This window comes from Paenibacillus sp. 8b26, from assembly GCF_050626875.1.
Lineage (GTDB): Bacteria > Bacillota > Bacilli > Paenibacillales > Paenibacillaceae > Paenibacillus.
Genome location: NZ_CP192445.1, coordinates 3,542,886 through 3,559,051, shown reverse-complemented (window position 1 = coordinate 3,559,051; position 16,166 = coordinate 3,542,886). Strand labels below are relative to the sequence as shown.

Here is a 16,166-nt window from a genome sequence, read left to right as displayed (position 1 = left end):
CAGGAGCATTCATTTGTCTGTCTATAACAAGGTGTCACTAGCGAATTAGTCATATTTCTCCCCTTCGAGAGTGCAATAAATTCTTCTTTTTGGGCAACCGATTGCTTTATAATTATTTTGTAAACGTTTACAGAATGTTGTCGAAATAGACTATGCTTTGGGGAGGATGATCGCTTTGACCTTGTATCGAAGTCTATGGAACAAAGGGTGCCTGATTCTATTAAGCCTTGTGCTGTCTTTGACCGCCTTCATTGGCTCACCCTCCAATACGGCAAGCGCCGCGGTTGCTGATGATTTTCAGGCTTCCGTTATGGGACCGCTGGCGAAAATCAATGACTGGGGCGCATTCAAAAAGCAACTGCAAACGCTGAAAAGTAACGGCGTGTATGCCATCACCACCGATGTCTGGTGGGGCTATGTGGAGAGTGCAGGAGATAACCAGTTCGATTGGAGCTATTACAAGACCTATGCAGACGCTGTAAAAGAGGTAGGTCTGAAGTGGGTTCCCATCATTTCTACGCACAAGTGCGGCGGAAATGTGGGCGATGATTGCAACATCCCGCTGCCAAGCTGGCTGTCGAGCAAGGGCAGTGCAGATGAAATGCAGTTCAAGGACGAAAGCGGCTATGTGAATAACGAAGCCCTTTCCCCATTATGGAGCGGAACTGGCAAACAATATGACGAGCTGTATGCCTCATTTGCTCAAACATTTGCTAGCTACAAAAGCATTATCCCCAAAATTTATTTAAGCGGTGGGCCCTCAGGAGAATTGCGGTATCCTTCATACTATCCGGCAGCGGGATGGAGCTATCCTGCACGGGGCAAATTCCAAGCCTACACCGAAACAGCCAAAAATGCGTTCCGCACGGCCATGAATGAAAAGTATGGATCATTGGACAAGATTAATGCGGCTTGGGGTACCAAGCTAAGCAGCCTTAGCCAAATTAATCCTCCAACCGACGGGGGCGGATTTTACACGAACGATGGGTATAATTCCGCGTATGGGAAGGATTTCCTGTCGTGGTACCAAAGCGTGCTTGAGAAGCATCTGGGCGTCATCGGAGCTGCTGCACACAAAAACTTCGATTCCGTGTTCGGTGTCCGTATCGGAGCCAAGATTTCCGGTCTGCACTGGCAGATGAACAATCCTGCCATGCCTCACAGCACAGAGCAAGCAGGTGGATATTATGATTACAACCGTCTCATCGAGAAGTTCAAAGATGCGGATCTGGATTTGACCTTTACTGCACTGGAGATGAACGACAGTGGCACAGCACCGAATTATTCCTTGCCGTCCACATTAGTAGATACCGTCTCCTCGATCGCTAATGCCAAGGGTGTTCGCCTGAATGGTGAGAATGCACTCCCGACTGGCGGCAGCGGCTTCCAAAAAATCGAGGAGAAAATCACGAAGTTCGGTTATCACGGCTTTACACTTTTACGCCTCAACAATCTCGTCAACAGCGACGGCTCACCAACTGGTGAAATGAATGGATTCAAACAGTATATTATCAGCAAGGCCAAGCCTGGCGATAATGACGGGGGTACAGGCAACAAAGTAACTATATACTACAAAAAAGGCTTCAACTCACCTTACATTCACTACCGTCCGGCTGGCGGAAGCTGGACTGCTGCGCCTGGTGTGAAAATGCAGGATGCCGAAATTAGCGGCTATGCCAAAATTACCGTCGATATCGGTTCTGCCTCCCAATTGGAAGCTGCTTTTAACGACGGCAATAACAACTGGGACAGTAACAACACCAAAAACTACTCCTTTAGCACGGGCACTTCTACTTACACGCCCGGTAACAGCGGCAATGCGGGAACTATCACATCAGGCGCTCCATCGGGCACGATTCCCGGGGATGGCGGCGGTACAACTAACAAGGTAACGGTATACTACAAAAAAGGCTTTAACTCGCCTTACATTCACTATCGCCCTGCCGGCGGAAGCTGGACTGCTGCGCCTGGTGTGAAAATGCAGGACGTCGAGATTAGCGGCTATGCCAAAATTACCGTCGATATCGGTTCTGCCTCCCAATTGGAAGCCGCTTTTAACGACGGCAATAACAGCTGGGACAGCAACAACACGAAAAACTACCTTTTCAGCACTGGAATTTCTACCTACACACCCGGCTCTAACGGGGCTGCAGGATCTATCCGAACGGGGGCGCCTTCGGGGGGCGTCCTCAGCGTAGGGACTTCTACCTACACAACCAACCTCAACGAATTTGCAGGACTTATCCAAACAGGGGCACTTTCGGGTGTATCCTTAAACGTAGGGACTTCTACCTACACACCCAACTCTAACGGAGTTGAAGTAACTATTCAAACGGAGGCGCCTTCGGGCGCCTTCACTCCTATAGATCTGGGTACCCTCTCCAAGCCCACTCCCCTCAACACAGACTGGAGCAAACAGAGCATTTATTTTATCATGACAGACCGATTCAGCAACGGAGATCCATCCAACGATAATTACGGTGGCTTCAATTCCAACAACAGCGATCAGCGCAAGTGGCATGGTGGCGATTTTCAAGGTATTATTAACCAACTCGACTACATTAAAAATATGGGGTTTACCGCCATCTGGATTACTCCGGTAACGATGCAAAAGAGCGAATTCGCTTATCACGGCTATCATACGTATGATTTTTATGCGGTAGACGGGCATCTCGGTACAATGGACAAGTTCAAAGAGCTGGTCGGTAAGGCACACGACAAAAATATCGCTGTGATGCTGGACGTAGTCGTGAATCACACAGGTGATTTCCAACCGGGGAACGGCTTCGCCAAGGCTCCTTTTGATAAAGCAAATTGGTATCATCACAATGGCGACATTACAGATGCGGATTACAACTCAAACAATCAGTGGAAAATCGAAAATGGTGACGTTGCCGGATTGGACGACCTGAATCAGGACAACCCAGATACAGCGAATGAACTCAAAAACTGGATCAAATGGCTGCTGAACGAGTCGGGCATCGACGGACTGCGAGTGGACACCGCCAAGCATGTACCAAAAGGCTTTTTGAAGGATTTTGACCAGGCCGCCAATACCTTCACCCTCGGTGAAATTTACAGTGGCGATCCTGCTTATGTGGGTGATTACACCCGGTATCTCGATGCCGCACTGGATTTTCCGATGTATTATACAATCAAGGATGTGTTCGGACACGATCAATCTATGAGGAAAATCAAGGAACGCTACTCAGATGATCGTCACTATCGCGATGCTCAGACCAACGGCGTATTTATCGACAATCATGATGTAAAACGTTTCCTGAATGACGCCTCTGGCAAACCGGGTGCTAACTATGACAAATGGCCTCAGCTCAAGGCAGCCTTGGGCTTTACTTTGACCTCACGCGGGATTCCTATCATCTATCAAGGCACCGAGCAAGGCTTTAGTGGCGGAGATGATCCTGCCAACCGGGAAAACGTTGTGTTTAACGCCAATCATGATCTGTATCAGTACATCGCTAAGCTGAACCGTGTGCGCAACAGCCACCCCGCTCTGCAAAACGGCAGCCAAAAGGAAAAATGGGCGGACGACTCCTTTTACAGCTTCCAGCGCTCTAAAAATGGCGACGAGGCCATTGTACTTATCAACAATTCTTGGAACAGTCAAACCCGCACGATTGGCAACTTCGACAATCTGTCCAACGGCACTCGCCTGACCAACCAATTAAGCAACGACTCCATTCAGATTAACAACGGTTCAATCACCGTGACCCTCGCTCCAAAGGAAGTTAAAGTTTTCACCAAATGAGTTACATCGATTATTCAATTGTGCTAAAATAAATGATAGAAGGATATACTAAAAAAGAGCAAGGATGCTGGTAACATCCCTACTCTTGGCAACAGCCGCTTTGAAGAGCGGTCGGCTGAAAAAGGTTAGCTATTAGAAATAGACCGAGCCCCTTCTCGAGAGCGGTCTATTTCTTTTTGTTTTGGTTCAACGCAATAACAATCGTAACGATTAACCCGATCAACGCTACTAATAGCGTGCCGAACATCATCATTAATGTCAGAGCATCTTTAACCTCCACAGGCATCACCTCCCTTCCGGGAGACTTAGCCGACCGCCCACCTAAGCCATTCGCCCACCCTCTCCTGAAATGAGAGACAAAAAGTACTCCTCTAGCGTCTGTTTGGAGGTGTGTATCTCATAGACTGGAAAATGATGATCTATTAACTGTTTATTTAATGCAGCTGTATTCTCAATCGGACTATGAATTCTTAGTTGTTGTGGGATATCACTTTAGATTGTAGCTTCTTCATAAAACTGCTTACGGAGCTTTTTTGTTTCAATAATATATTCCACTTTTGAACCTCCTAATCACTAAATAATACAAGTATACAAAATATAACCACTACTACGTGTAAGATTGCTTACACTGTACCATCTGTCCATAAAACAAAACAGGCACCTGCGACGAAGCGTACACTTCGTTGCAGGTGCCCTGTTTATATATAAACAACGTGGGATTACTTAGGCCTCAGTAGCCACGTTGATATTGTTCAGGTATGGAAGGCTTCTCGCCGCGCAATGTCACCGCTGCATGAGTCGCCCAATATGGATCGCGCAGCAATCCGCGCCCCACGGCGACCAGATCGGCATCCTCATTGCCGATAACGGACTGCGCCAAGGCTGGATCATCCAGTGCGCCGACGGCGACTACCGGGATGTTCAGCGCCTCGCGAATTTGGCGTGCAAATGGCACTTGATAGCCCGGATAGTTGCCCGGCTTTCTGGCTCCCGCAGGGCCTTCTCCGCCCGTGCTCACATGGATCACGTCTACGCCCGCAGCCTGATACGCCCGGCTCAGCTCAATCGTATGATCCACATCGTATCCGCCATCTACGTATTCGACCGCGCTGATGCGGAAAAATAACGGCATGCCCGCAGGCATTTCCTTGCGTACAGCCTGAATGACTTCAACGCCAAAACGGGATAGCTCCTGACCGTACTCGTCGTTACGCTTGTTCGTGACTGGCGAATGGAATTGGTGAATCAAGTAACCATGTGCCCCGTGAAGTTCGATCGTATCCACGCCCGCTTGAACCGCACGCCGGGCAGCGTCTGCGAATTTTTGCACCATGCCACGGACTTCCTCCGTGGTAAGTTCGCGTGGCTGTTTATAATTCGCATCCGGGTATGCAATTGCCGAAGGAGCCACTGGCTCTGCTGCATCCTCAGCTTTACGGCCTGCATGAGCAATCTGGATGCCTACCTTGGACCCGTGCGCATGAATGCCGTCCACCAGCTTCTTATAAGCCGGGATATGCTCATCTGACCAAAGGCCCAGATCATAATCTGTAATCCGTCCATCCGGCTCTACGTCCGTCATTTCTATAATAATCAGACCCGTGCCTCCAATAGCTCGGCTCAGGTAGTGAACATGATGCCAATCGTTCGGAATCCCGTCCTTAGCCGTGACCGAGTATTGGCACATCGGTGCCATCACCACACGGTTTTTTAATTCCAAATCTTTCAGTGTGTACGGTGTAAACAACGAATTCGTCAAAACGTTCATCTCCTTTTTATTCTTGCCACATAAATGGAAATACGTCCCAAATTACACGGTCTATTATAATCATATTCGGCATAGTCCAAACGGAATAAAGAGATTCCCCAAACGGGGTATCTCTCACATTTGCAACTTGCAGTCATTATGTATGTCGTATGTCGTATGTCGTAGATATATTGCACACAATCTATTATCCACAACTCAATAACTTTTTGCAAGTAAATATTTAAATATTATTAAATATTTTTTTGTCCACACCCTCTCGGCTTCCTAGCTATAACACAAAAAGACGCCCTTACGGACGCCTTTGCGAAACCAGCCTTATTGTGCTGAACCTAATTGCACCCATGCCTTCTCAATCTCAGCAACTGCCTGATCCTTGTTCATGTTGCCGCTGATATAAGCCTGCATCAGCTCGCCAAACTTTTGATGAAACGTATCCAGTGAGTAGTTGACAGACAGATCACCGGACTTCGACGTTTTCAAAATGCTTTCCATTTCCTTAGGCATTTCCAGATCAGGAAGCGGTGCATCCTTAATTGGAGGAATCACCTTCGCTACCTGGGAGAACCAGTTCTTACCGTATTCCGAAGTGTATAGCCAGTTAAAAAATTCAATCGTCTCCTTGGCTACTTCCGAATCCTTGTTAATACGCAGCGCTTGGTCAGCACCAGTAATGATGACGGATTGATCAGCCTTGTCACTTACCGGATAGCCCATGATGCCAATCTTGAGGTCAGGATTAATCTTCTTGATCGCTTCCTCATCCCATGCGCCTTTACCTGTCATAAACGCAGCTTTACCGGATGCAAAATCACTCACTTCCGCATTGCTGTCCCGTTCCAGCGGCTTATCCGTGCCATGCTTCACCGTCAAATCAATGAAGCTAAAGAAATTGTTGTACAGCACCGGGTAGTCCTTGATTTTTGCTTTGCCTGCAATAAAATCATTAACGAGCTGCTTCGGCTCTACACCTGCATCCTGTGCAGCAGCATCCACATAATGCTGGAAGATGTGCTTCCATACCCACCACTCTTTATATGCATTCGCAAATGGAGTGATGCCCTTCGCCTCAAGCTTGGTGACTGCGTCCTGCATCTCTGCAATCGTCTTCGGTGGGGAGGTTACACCGGCCTTGGTGAGTAAATCCTTGTTGTAAATTAGCGCAAACAAATTCCCCTTCACCGGGAAGCCCAACACTTTACCGTCACTGGAGCTCATATTCGCTCGAACGGCATCCGTCATAGCTGCTGCCAGCGGCTCATTCGTCAGATCGGCGCTATAATCAGCATACGTGTCGATGTCGCCTCCGGCCGTGGTCTGGAATACATCCGGCGTGCTGCCTGAGGCAATTTTGGATTTGAGAATGGTGTTATAGTCCGCCTGCATAATTTCCAGATTGATCTTCACATTTGGCTTGACCTTCTTATACTCTTCGATATACGCGTTAAAAGCATCGGTATACTCCGGTGAGGCTGTGAACATATTTATTGTAACCGTTTTCAATTCTTCTTTGCCGCCAGCATTCCCTTTCGCCGCATCTGAGTCGCCGCTGCTTCCGCATCCGCTCAACAAACCGACCGTCAAAAGCAAACTGCCGGATAACGCCATCATTTTCTTTAACATGGATACTCCCCCATTTATTCGTGATCAACGTCCATGCGCTCATTCTAAAAAATATAGTCCGATTTAAAAAGGCAGATTAGTGAAGCATTAAGGGTAAAAAAGTGGTTTATTGCAAGCTCACACGATACTCCGACGGTGACACCTGATAATAATTACGAAAAGCCTTACTGAAATAATTCTTGTCCTTGTAGCCCAGCATATCGGAAATCTCCTGAATTTTCAGGCTGGAATCGCCCAGCAGCTCCTTCGCCTTGCCCATTCGGACCTTCTGCACATATTCGTGAATCCCGTAACCAAACTGCTGCTTGAACAGCTTCATCAAGTACTCCCGACTTAAAAAATACGTTTCGGCAAAAAATGAAATTTTGATATCTTCAAAGTAATATCGGTCAATATGCCGTTTGATCTCCGTAATATCAAAGGGCTGACTCCCCCCTTGAGCATGCTGAACCCCGGCAATGTAAAGCTCCAGCATCCGATGCAGCCGCTGTCCATACTGGGCATAGTCCGTAAAGTCCGCAGCAATATCGCCCTCAGCCACGCTTTTTCTCTGTTCCCCCGAAGCCCCCTCCGGCTCAGACACAGATGCAGATACAGATAGGAAAGCACCCGGCTCCGTAGCCGCTTCTCTCAGTAAAAAATGAAGCTCGCCCATCATCCGATCTGCATCCTGTAAACGAAAAGCAGGGCCAGATGCCAACTGCTTCAGCAGGTCGTTTAGTAGTACCTTTGCTCGATTTGCCTGGCCTGTCTGGGCATCCTTCTGGATCAACAGCAGCCGATCCGTCCACGACACTTCTTCTGGCATCATTCCCTGCCGGGGCGCGACATGTATGACCGATGTTCCTGTCAGCTTCAATACGTCCGTGCTGTGGATATGCGCCTTGACATCCGTATAAACAGATGCCAGTTCCAGTATGTCCGTACAAGGCTTACCCACACCGGCAGCTACCACCATGCCAAACAATCCATGCAGATTCGTCACCGCCTTCTGTGTCACTTGTGCCAGCAGAAGAGGCATATGTTGTTCCTGCCCCGGAGACAATGTGCAAATCGAAACGACCTCGCGCTCCCGTCTCGGATGAGGAAAACTAAAACAGCTCAATCGTTCATCCGAAGTCTGAGCCAACACGTTCGTCACGGCAAAATCCATCAGATCCGTCTCCCCGTGAAAACGTGTCATGCGGACCTCGTCCCTGTTTAGCAACCGCAGCACGATCACCCCAAAGCGGTTCCCCGGTTGATCTGCACCGATCATGGGGAGTAACGCCGCATTCGCCTGCCTTTTAAAGCTACCGTCCAGAATAGATAAATACAGCTTCTCCTTTAGCTTCGGCAGTGACATGTTCAGCGTAATGTTCTGACTAATGAATTTGCTTTCGCTCTGCTTGCGGCTCTCCAATATATCTACCGCCTTGCGCAGCGCCTGATTCAATTCCTGCCGATTAATCGGCTTGAGCAAATAATCCACTACCCGGGATTGAATCGCTTGCCGTGTAAATTCAAAATCGTCATAGCCACTAATGACAATCGTCAGCAGATTAGGATACACCTTCTCGATGGCACGAAGAAATTCGATACCGTTCAACTCCGGCATTTTCATATCCACCATGACCACGTCTATTGGGTAACGTTGCAGCAGCTCCAGTCCAAGTCTGCCATTCGTCGCCTCAAACACCTGCCCGATGCCGAGGTTATTCCAGTCTCCGACAATACGAATAGCTTCGCGTAGCGGCTCCTCATCGTCAATGATCAATACGTTATACATGACTACTTCCTCCCTGGGGGATGCGCATTTGGATTTCTGTTCCCGTATCATCCGTATGTATGGATAGTCCCGCCTGATCTCCATACAGCAGCTTCAATCGTGTATTCAGATTTTTTAGGCCGATATGCTCACTCTCCCGTTCCTCCCACTTCTCTTCGAACGAATCCAGCACCTGTCTCAGCTTATCCTCCGAGATTCCCGGGCCGTTGTCCCGTACAGTAATCGTGGCATCTGTAGAGCTGGATTCGGCTGAAATGACAATCAGAATATCGCTTGAGACCTTTTCCAGCGCATGCTTGATTGAATTTTCCACCAACGTCTGCACGGACAACCTCGGGATTCGCAGCTCCATCAGCGTGTCCTCCCACTCCAGCTCGATTCGAAGTCTTGTCCCGAATCTTGCTTTTTGCAATCCCATATAACGTTCAATATGCTGGAGTTCTTCGCGGGCAACCACGATATCCTTGCCGTTGATGGAATACCGCAGGGTTTGGGCCAACGCATCGACCATATCCGCCATATCGAACATCTCACGCTTTAATGCCTGTGTGGATATGGCTTGCAGCGCATTGTACAGAAAATGGGGGTTAATTTCAGCCTCCAGCGCCTTGAGTATGGCGTTTTTCTCGACCAGCTTCATTCGATAACGCTCATTAATTAATTCTTCGGTTCTTTGGACCATTTCGTTAAAATGCAGCGACAAATACGCAATCTCGTCATGGCCCTTCACAAGGGCCGTTGCCCCGAAGTCCCCGGTACTAAACCGCTTCATCTGGGTGGACAGCTTGTGTAAGGGACTGGTAATGGCATTCGAGGTCAGCGTTACCAAAATAATAGACACCCCTAAAAACAATATCCCGATCACGTAGCTCCAATTTCGTGTCGTCGTAGCCGCTTCGTAAATTTGACGGTATGGGATCGGCTTGACGAGCCGCCAGCCTTCTTTTTTCCCGGCATCATACACGACCAGATACTCCTGGCTGCCGCTACTGTCCGACCATGTTACTCGTCCGCTCCCTCCCTGTCCAATCTGTTCCAGCACCCCCGAGTCCCGCATTCGCTCGTATAACGGAAGGCTGTCCACGTAAAAGGGAATACGTTTAGGACTTAGCAGCATGAGATGATCCCCTTTGCCGAGTGGAATGTTCTTCATGATATCGTCCACAGCGCTCGTATTGTAATAAAAGGACAACACCGCCTGCGGGTGACGAGATGCAATCGACCTCAGCACCCGATGGTACGCCATAAAGCTGGCCTGTGGCGCCACATACCCCATATCCGAGCGGGAACCCACAAAGGATTGGAACGATTCGTTGGCCGTGCTCGCCAGCGCCTCCTTATACCAGGGCAGCTTGGGAATATCCGTGTTCATCCCTTGGCGCACCGTAATATTGTACGTCTCCCGGGTCACCACATAATATTGATGGCGATCTGCCACGTACAGATAAATAGCTTCCAGATCACTGCGGGAATAAAACATGCTGCGCAAGTAATTTTCAATGACCATTCGGGAAGCATAGTCCCGATTTTCATTCGCAATCGCGTTCATAATATCGTTATAACGAAGCTGCGGCAGGGCCAACTGCTGCATCCCAACCAGATAATCCTCCAGGTTCTGATTAACCAGCAGCAGATTATTCGTTGTGCTGGCAATGCTATGACTCACCGACTCCCTTTCAATCATCTGATAGGAGATAATCGTCAGCGAGCCTACCACCAGAATGATCACCGAGGTAAAAAGCAAAATAAGCTTGTTCACCAATTTTTGCGTTATTCGTCTCCACATGGATCTGAGAACTACACCTGCTCGCTCTGGTATCACGATAAAATCGCCCCTTTTGAAAGCGTACACATTTTTACCCTCAACTGTTTTCTTAAATCCATTGGTCCGGCCCCAGGGGCTATCCTATACTTTCATTATATCTCAAACGGCTTGGAACGAAAGATCGGAAAATGTTGAGAAAAAGAGGTGCGTTATGCTGAAAAAAAGGGGAAGCCGGGGCGATAAGGGCAGTAAATTGGAGTTTGGCTTGTTCACACTGCCCGTCATCCTGTGCATTACGATTGCATTTTATATTCCGTTTTTGATGACAATACGCTATTCCCTGACCAAGTGGAATGGAATATCCAAGCATCCGAAATTTGTAGGCCTGGATAATTTCAAACAAATCCTGCTCGGAGACGCCAACTTTGCACATGCGGCCTGGTTTACGGTCAAATATGCCATTCTGTACATTGTGCTGGTGAACGTGCTGGCTATCTTGCTGGCGCTCGTCCTCGACATGAAGCTGAAAAGCTCGGCGTGGCTGCGGGCGGCTTTCTTTATCCCTTATATCCTCAGTCTCGTGATTGTCGGATTTATCTGGAAGTTTATCTTTATGCAGGGCTTTGAGTCACTGGGAAACAGCACAGGCTGGGGCATCTTCCAGCTCAGTTGGCTAGGGCAAGAAGGGCTCGCGTTTATTTCCATTTTGGCGGTATCTATCTGGCAATCCATTGGCTTTTATATGGTCATTTACATTGCAGGCTTGCAGTCCGTACCGGAGGATCTGAAGGAAGCCGCTATTGTGGACGGAGCGGGGCCGATTCGGAGATTCTTTAGTATTACGTTACCCTTGCTGGCACCTTCCATTACGATCTCGGTCTTCATGGCACTGACCAACTCGATCAAGGTGTTCGACGTCATTCTATCCCTGACTGGCGGCGGGCCGGGAGGTACAACATACAGTATTGCGTATGATATTTATCGGGACACGTTTCAGAACAATCTGTACGGCTATGGAACAGCCAAAGCGTTGTTATTATTCGTCGCAGTGCTGATCATTACGATCATCCAATTGTCTATTTTCAAACGCAGGGAGGTTGAAGCCTGATGCAACGCAGACGTATGGGACGTATTTTGCTGGAAGCGGGCATGATTGTATTATCGCTGTTATTTTTGTATCCGCTGTTTCTCGCCATTAACAATTCGTTCAAAAGCTTCGCTGAGGTCATGACCGACGTCATTGCGCTGCCCAAGCATCTTTCGCTGGATAACTACGTATATGTATGGAAATTCATTAACTATCCACGCTTATTTCTGAATAACACGATCATTACCGTGGTCGGGCTGGCAGGTATCGTACTGGTATCCTCCATTGCCGCCTATAAGCTGGCACGGACGAAGAGCAAATGGAGTTCCGCCATCTACATGCTGTGCATTATGCCAATGTTGATCCCGTTTCAGTCCATTATGCTGACTGTCTTGCGACTCGCGAAAGACCTGCATCTGGCGGACAGTACCTGGGGACTTGGCCTGTTGTATTGGGGCTTCGGCGCACCGCTGGCGGTGTTTATCTATCACGGGTTTGTCAAAGGGATTCCCAACGAGATTGACGAAAGCGCCAAAATCGACGGAGCCTCAGGCTTCCGGCTTTTCTTTTCGGTGATTTTCCCCTTGCTGAAATCGGTCACCGCCACTATTGTGATCATCGACGTGATGTGGATTTGGAACGATTTTCTGCTGCCCCTGCTCATGGTTAACGGTTCACCCAGCACCAAAACGCTTACGCTGGCGGCCTATACCTTCGTCGGACAGTATACGTCTGACTGGCAGTATGCCATGACAGCCATGGTGATGGCTGTGCTGCCTTCCATCGTCGTATTTATTTTCCTGCAAAAATACATCGTCAAAGGCGTTGTCGCTGGAGCGGTCAAAGGCTAAGTTCAAAATGGTGATTCCAGGCGAATTTAAAGAGTCAGCGTATATGAGTATACGAAGCCAGATAGCAAAAAGAGGACTTGCGTGTTATTTGCGCAAGTCCTCTTGGTTGTAGCTTAGATGCCCGGAAGACTCTGTTATCTAACACTTCCCGCTCAGGAAGCGGGATGAATCGGTGTATCCGAAATTGAAATTCTATCCATAGACGTACGTCTGGTGGACGTGCCGCGCCCGCCATTCGTATCCTTTGGATGAGTCGAAGCCGAGGTGTTGTTCTCGTCTGCATCGTTTGTAATGCGGAAATGCTGTATTTCCGACATTAGCTCGGCAGCCATATGACGCAGCGAATCGGCAGAATCTGCGATGACCTCCATAGAAGCGAGCTGCTCCTCGCACACAGCCGCAGCCGACTCCGATTCCTCTGCAATCTCACGGGACAAGCCTACCAGCTTTTGCTCCGAGTCCAGCAGTTGCCCGGTAATGGCAGACAATTCTTCGGTCGCAGCCGACACCTCCTGCGTATGCTCAGCGACCGTTTGTACTGCTTCATGTACTTTGCTAAACGTCTGCCCGGTGCGATGAATCAGATCTGTTCCAGCCTCAACCTCGCTGGAGCCTTTCTGGATCGAGTCTACGGCCTGGTTCACTGTATCCGCCATGGCATCCATAAAGACAGCAATCTGTTGGGATGCTTGACCTGTCTGTTCCGCCAGCTTCTTCACTTCACCCGCCACGACAGCAAAGCCCTTGCCCGATTCCCCGGCTCTGGCCGCTTCAATGGAGGCGTTCAATGACAGCAAATTGGTTTGCTTGGCGATATCGCGAATGAACTGCGTTACACTTTGGATTCTCTTCGATTGCTCGCCCAAGTCCTGAATGACCTTGACCGAGTCCTCCATCGTATCCTGAATATGGCGCATTTGCATAACCGTTTCCTCCAGGTCTGCATTGCCGCGCTCTGTCTCGTGAATCGCCCGCTCGGACAGCTCTGCGGTAATGGATGCGGATTGGGCAATCTTTTGAACGCCTTCTGCGCTTTCCTTGACCGCCTGCTGGTTTTCACGATTTCGCTCAACCTGATTGCCTGCCGACTCGTGGATTCCCCGTACCGTCTCCGCCATCTGCCGCGTACCTTCCGCCACTTGCCCGGAGCCATTGGACAGCTCACCCGAAGCCAGTGTAACTCCTTGCGCATTCTGATAAATCACTTGCAGCAGCGAACGAAGCTGGCGTTTCATATCGTTAAAGCTCTGTGCCAATTCACCAATCTCATCCTTCTGCCGAATTTGAATATCCTCCTGTGTCAGATCCCCTTCTGCAATACGCCGCGCGGCTTGAGCCACCTGAACCACCGGACGGGCAATCATACGGGTGATTACATACGCCAATACGATCCCGATTACCAGCGCAAGCGCCATCGCAATGATAATCATCGTCTGTACATATTGAAGCTTCTCACCCTGCTCGACTTGGGATTGATTCAGTAGATCCATCTGGTATTGCTCCATGACCTGTGACTGCTGCTCCAGTGCAAGTGCCATCGGCTTACATTTTTCCTCCACTAATCTCGTGTAGGTCGCGACATCCCCCTGCTGCTTATATGAGGTAATTTCCTTCACGATATCTGCATATTCAGCCTCCATCTGCTGGAGCTTTGCTGCCATTTGCTTGGGCTTGTCCAGTGCTGGCGTTGATTGCAGCTTCTTCATGGTCGTTGCAAAGGTTTCGCGTGCTTTCAGATAACTGTTCATTTCATCCTGATCGCCAGTCACTAGATACCCGCGAAAATACTTGGTCTGGCTCGCAGCATCATACTGCAATTCTTTAATAATCAAAATTTTATCGACTCTGTCATCAATCATACTTTGATAAGATGTATGTAAAGACGAAGTAGCATACTCACCAATAACGCCCACAACCAATGTAAGCAATAATACGGCTGCAAAACTAATGGATAGTTTTTTACCAATCTTCATTCTAAAATATCTCCTTTGTATGGGACAATTTTCTTAGGTCTAATGGGGTTATTATACGCCTATTTGTCATTTGAAACAGTTAAATATAATTCGTAAGTTTCAATTATTGAATGTAAAACATTCCAGATATGAAACGGCGCTGAATAATAAATAGATCACTTCTTTTTGTTGATTCCCCCTCCTTTCCTTACAGCCTCCCTTGACATTTCCCTTCATTAATGATTTACTGATTTTACTATTCGTAATTATTACGATTAAAAGAAACCGACAAGGGGAGCATTGCAGCTTCCCTATCTGACATTGTAGCCACTACAACACATTCAGCATTTCATGAACACTTTCGAAGGGATGAGTGATTATGTTGGCAAACACGATGGAATTGGAAAAGAAAATACCGGTGACGGTACTTAGCGGGTACCTCGGTTCAGGCAAAACTACGCTGCTCAATCATGTGCTGAATAATCGGGATGGCTTGCGGGTAGCTGTCATTGTCAATGACATGAGCGAGGTGAACATTGATGCCGATCTCGTTCGGGACGGCGGAGGATTATCCCGCGTTAATGAGAAGCTGGTGGAAATGTCCAACGGCTGCATCTGCTGCACCCTGCGAGAAGACCTCTTAAAAGAGGTAGAGCGGCTGGCGCTGGATAAAAAGTTCGACTATATCCTTATTGAGTCCACAGGCATCGGCGAACCCATCCCGGTAGCCCAAACGTTCAGTTATGTAGATGAAGAAAACGACATCGACCTGACCAAGCTGACCCGACTGGATACGATGGTTACTGTTGTGAATGCGCCGGAATTTTGGAAGGACTTCTACTCCGGAGATTCCCTCAAGGATCGCGGGCAGGAGGTTGCGGACGAAGATGCGCGCGGCATTGTTGATCTGCTGGTAGAGCAGGTGGAATTTTGTGATGTGCTGATTATTAACAAATGCGATCTGGTATCCCCCGAGGAGCTGGAGCGACTGGAAAAAGCGCTGCGCGGTATTCAACCGAACGCCAAAATCATTCGTTCCAAGTACGGTAAAGTGGACCCGAAGGAGATTTTGAACACGCATCGCTTCGACTTTGAAACAGCCAGCCAAGCGGCAGGCTGGATCCAGGAGATGAACAAGGAAGAACACGTACCGGAGACAGAGGAATACGGTATTGCTTCGTTTGTGTACAAGCGCAAAATCCCGTTTCACCCGGAACGTTTGTTAAAATGGCTGGCCAAATGGCCTGCCGAGGTTGTCCGTTCCAAGGGATTGGTGTGGTTCGCCACGCAGAACCGCACCGCCTTCACATTCAGTCAGGCGGGCAGCTCCAAGCAATTTGCACGCGCAGGACTGTGGGTATCTGCTTTGACCTAGGAAGAACACCAATACTATCTCGGAGAAGATTTTGAAAAAACACCGGATTGGGACGAAAAATACGGCGACCGGGTGACCAAGCTCGTATTTATCGGCATAGACATGAATCGGGAAGAAATCGAGCGTACGCTGGACCAGACGCTGCTGACTCCTGAAGAGATGAAGCAGGACTGGCGCAAGCTGCCTGACCCTTTTACCCCAAAAATATAAC

9 protein-coding genes and 1 pseudogene are annotated in these 16,166 nt (G+C 48.6%); 4 read left to right on the top strand and 6 right to left on the bottom strand.

Features of this window, described 5'->3' with window-relative positions:
• Positions 1–175: 175 nt before the first annotated feature.
• Complete coding sequence (locus ACQ4MX_RS16355) at positions 176–3,769, top strand: family 14 glycosylhydrolase (RefSeq protein WP_431085992.1); 3,594 nt, start codon at positions 176–178, stop codon at positions 3,767–3,769.
• A 166-nt stretch (positions 3,770–3,935) separates the two neighbouring features.
• On the opposite strand, the gene ACQ4MX_RS16350 is transcribed toward ACQ4MX_RS16355, so the two are convergent.
• The 5 genes from ACQ4MX_RS16350 to ACQ4MX_RS16330 form a co-directional block, all read right to left on the bottom strand.
• Complete coding sequence (locus ACQ4MX_RS16350; protein WP_010347020.1) at positions 3,936–4,049, bottom strand: putative holin-like toxin; 114 nt, start codon at positions 4,047–4,049, stop codon at positions 3,936–3,938.
• A gap of 450 nt (positions 4,050–4,499) precedes the next feature.
• Positions 4,500–5,528 (bottom strand): NADH:flavin oxidoreductase/NADH oxidase, encoded by a 1,029-nt coding sequence (locus tag ACQ4MX_RS16345; RefSeq protein WP_431085989.1) that lies wholly within the window; start codon positions 5,526–5,528, stop codon positions 4,500–4,502.
• Between the two features lie 324 nt (positions 5,529–5,852).
• A complete protein-coding gene (locus ACQ4MX_RS16340) occupies positions 5,853–7,157 on the bottom strand; it encodes an ABC transporter substrate-binding protein (protein WP_192511031.1) in 1,305 nt (434 codons plus the stop codon).
• Between the two features lie 106 nt (positions 7,158–7,263).
• The gene (locus ACQ4MX_RS16335) at positions 7,264–8,925 is read right to left on the bottom strand and encodes a response regulator transcription factor (RefSeq protein ID WP_431085987.1); all 1,662 of its coding nucleotides are present in this window, start codon (positions 8,923–8,925) and stop codon (positions 7,264–7,266) included.
• A complete protein-coding gene (locus ACQ4MX_RS16330; protein WP_431091355.1) occupies positions 8,918–10,711 on the bottom strand; it encodes a cache domain-containing sensor histidine kinase in 1,794 nt (597 codons plus the stop codon). The genes ACQ4MX_RS16335 and ACQ4MX_RS16330 overlap by 8 nt, the downstream gene beginning before the upstream one ends.
• 190 nt (positions 10,712–10,901) lie before the next feature.
• On the opposite strand from ACQ4MX_RS16330, the gene ACQ4MX_RS16325 reads away from it, so the two are divergent.
• Together ACQ4MX_RS16325 and ACQ4MX_RS16320 are read left to right on the top strand one after the other, a co-directional pair.
• Positions 10,902–11,798: a carbohydrate ABC transporter permease gene (locus ACQ4MX_RS16325; RefSeq protein ID WP_082067081.1), complete on the top strand. Its 897-nt coding sequence runs from the start codon at positions 10,902–10,904 to the stop codon at positions 11,796–11,798.
• Complete coding sequence (locus ACQ4MX_RS16320) at positions 11,798–12,628, top strand: carbohydrate ABC transporter permease (RefSeq protein WP_044644238.1); 831 nt, start codon at positions 11,798–11,800, stop codon at positions 12,626–12,628. Before ACQ4MX_RS16325 ends, ACQ4MX_RS16320 begins: the two co-directional genes overlap by 1 nt.
• A 152-nt stretch (positions 12,629–12,780) precedes the next feature.
• Here the strand turns inward: ACQ4MX_RS16320 and ACQ4MX_RS16315 are convergent, their stop codons facing one another.
• On the bottom strand, positions 12,781–14,601 hold the full coding sequence (locus ACQ4MX_RS16315) for a methyl-accepting chemotaxis protein (RefSeq protein WP_044644237.1): 1,821 nt from the start codon (positions 14,599–14,601) through the stop codon (positions 12,781–12,783).
• A 361-nt stretch (positions 14,602–14,962) separates the two neighbouring features.
• On the opposite strand from ACQ4MX_RS16315, the pseudogene ACQ4MX_RS16310 reads away from it, so the two are divergent.
• A pseudogene (locus tag ACQ4MX_RS16310) lies at positions 14,963–16,165 on the top strand (GTP-binding protein).
• The last annotated feature ends 1 nt before the right edge of the window (position 16,166 follow it).

Bases quoted from the DNA above. Each gene is read 5' to 3' on its own strand.
- ACQ4MX_RS16340 (WP_192511031.1), bottom strand. From the start codon at position 7,157: ATGTTAAAGAAAATGATGGCGTTATCCGGCAGTTTGCTTTTGACGGTC.
- ACQ4MX_RS16335 (WP_431085987.1), bottom strand. From the start codon at position 8,925: ATGTATAACGTATTGATCATTGACGATGAGGAGCCGCTACGCGAAGCT.
- ACQ4MX_RS16330 (WP_431091355.1), bottom strand. From the start codon at position 10,711: ATGTGGAGACGAATAACGCAAAAATTGGTGAACAAGCTTATTTTGCTT.
- ACQ4MX_RS16325 (WP_082067081.1), top strand. From the start codon at position 10,902: ATGCTGAAAAAAAGGGGAAGCCGGGGCGATAAGGGCAGTAAATTGGAG.
- ACQ4MX_RS16320 (WP_044644238.1), top strand. From the start codon at position 11,798: ATGCAACGCAGACGTATGGGACGTATTTTGCTGGAAGCGGGCATGATT.
- ACQ4MX_RS16315 (WP_044644237.1), bottom strand. From the start codon at position 14,601: ATGAAGATTGGTAAAAAACTATCCATTAGTTTTGCAGCCGTATTATTG.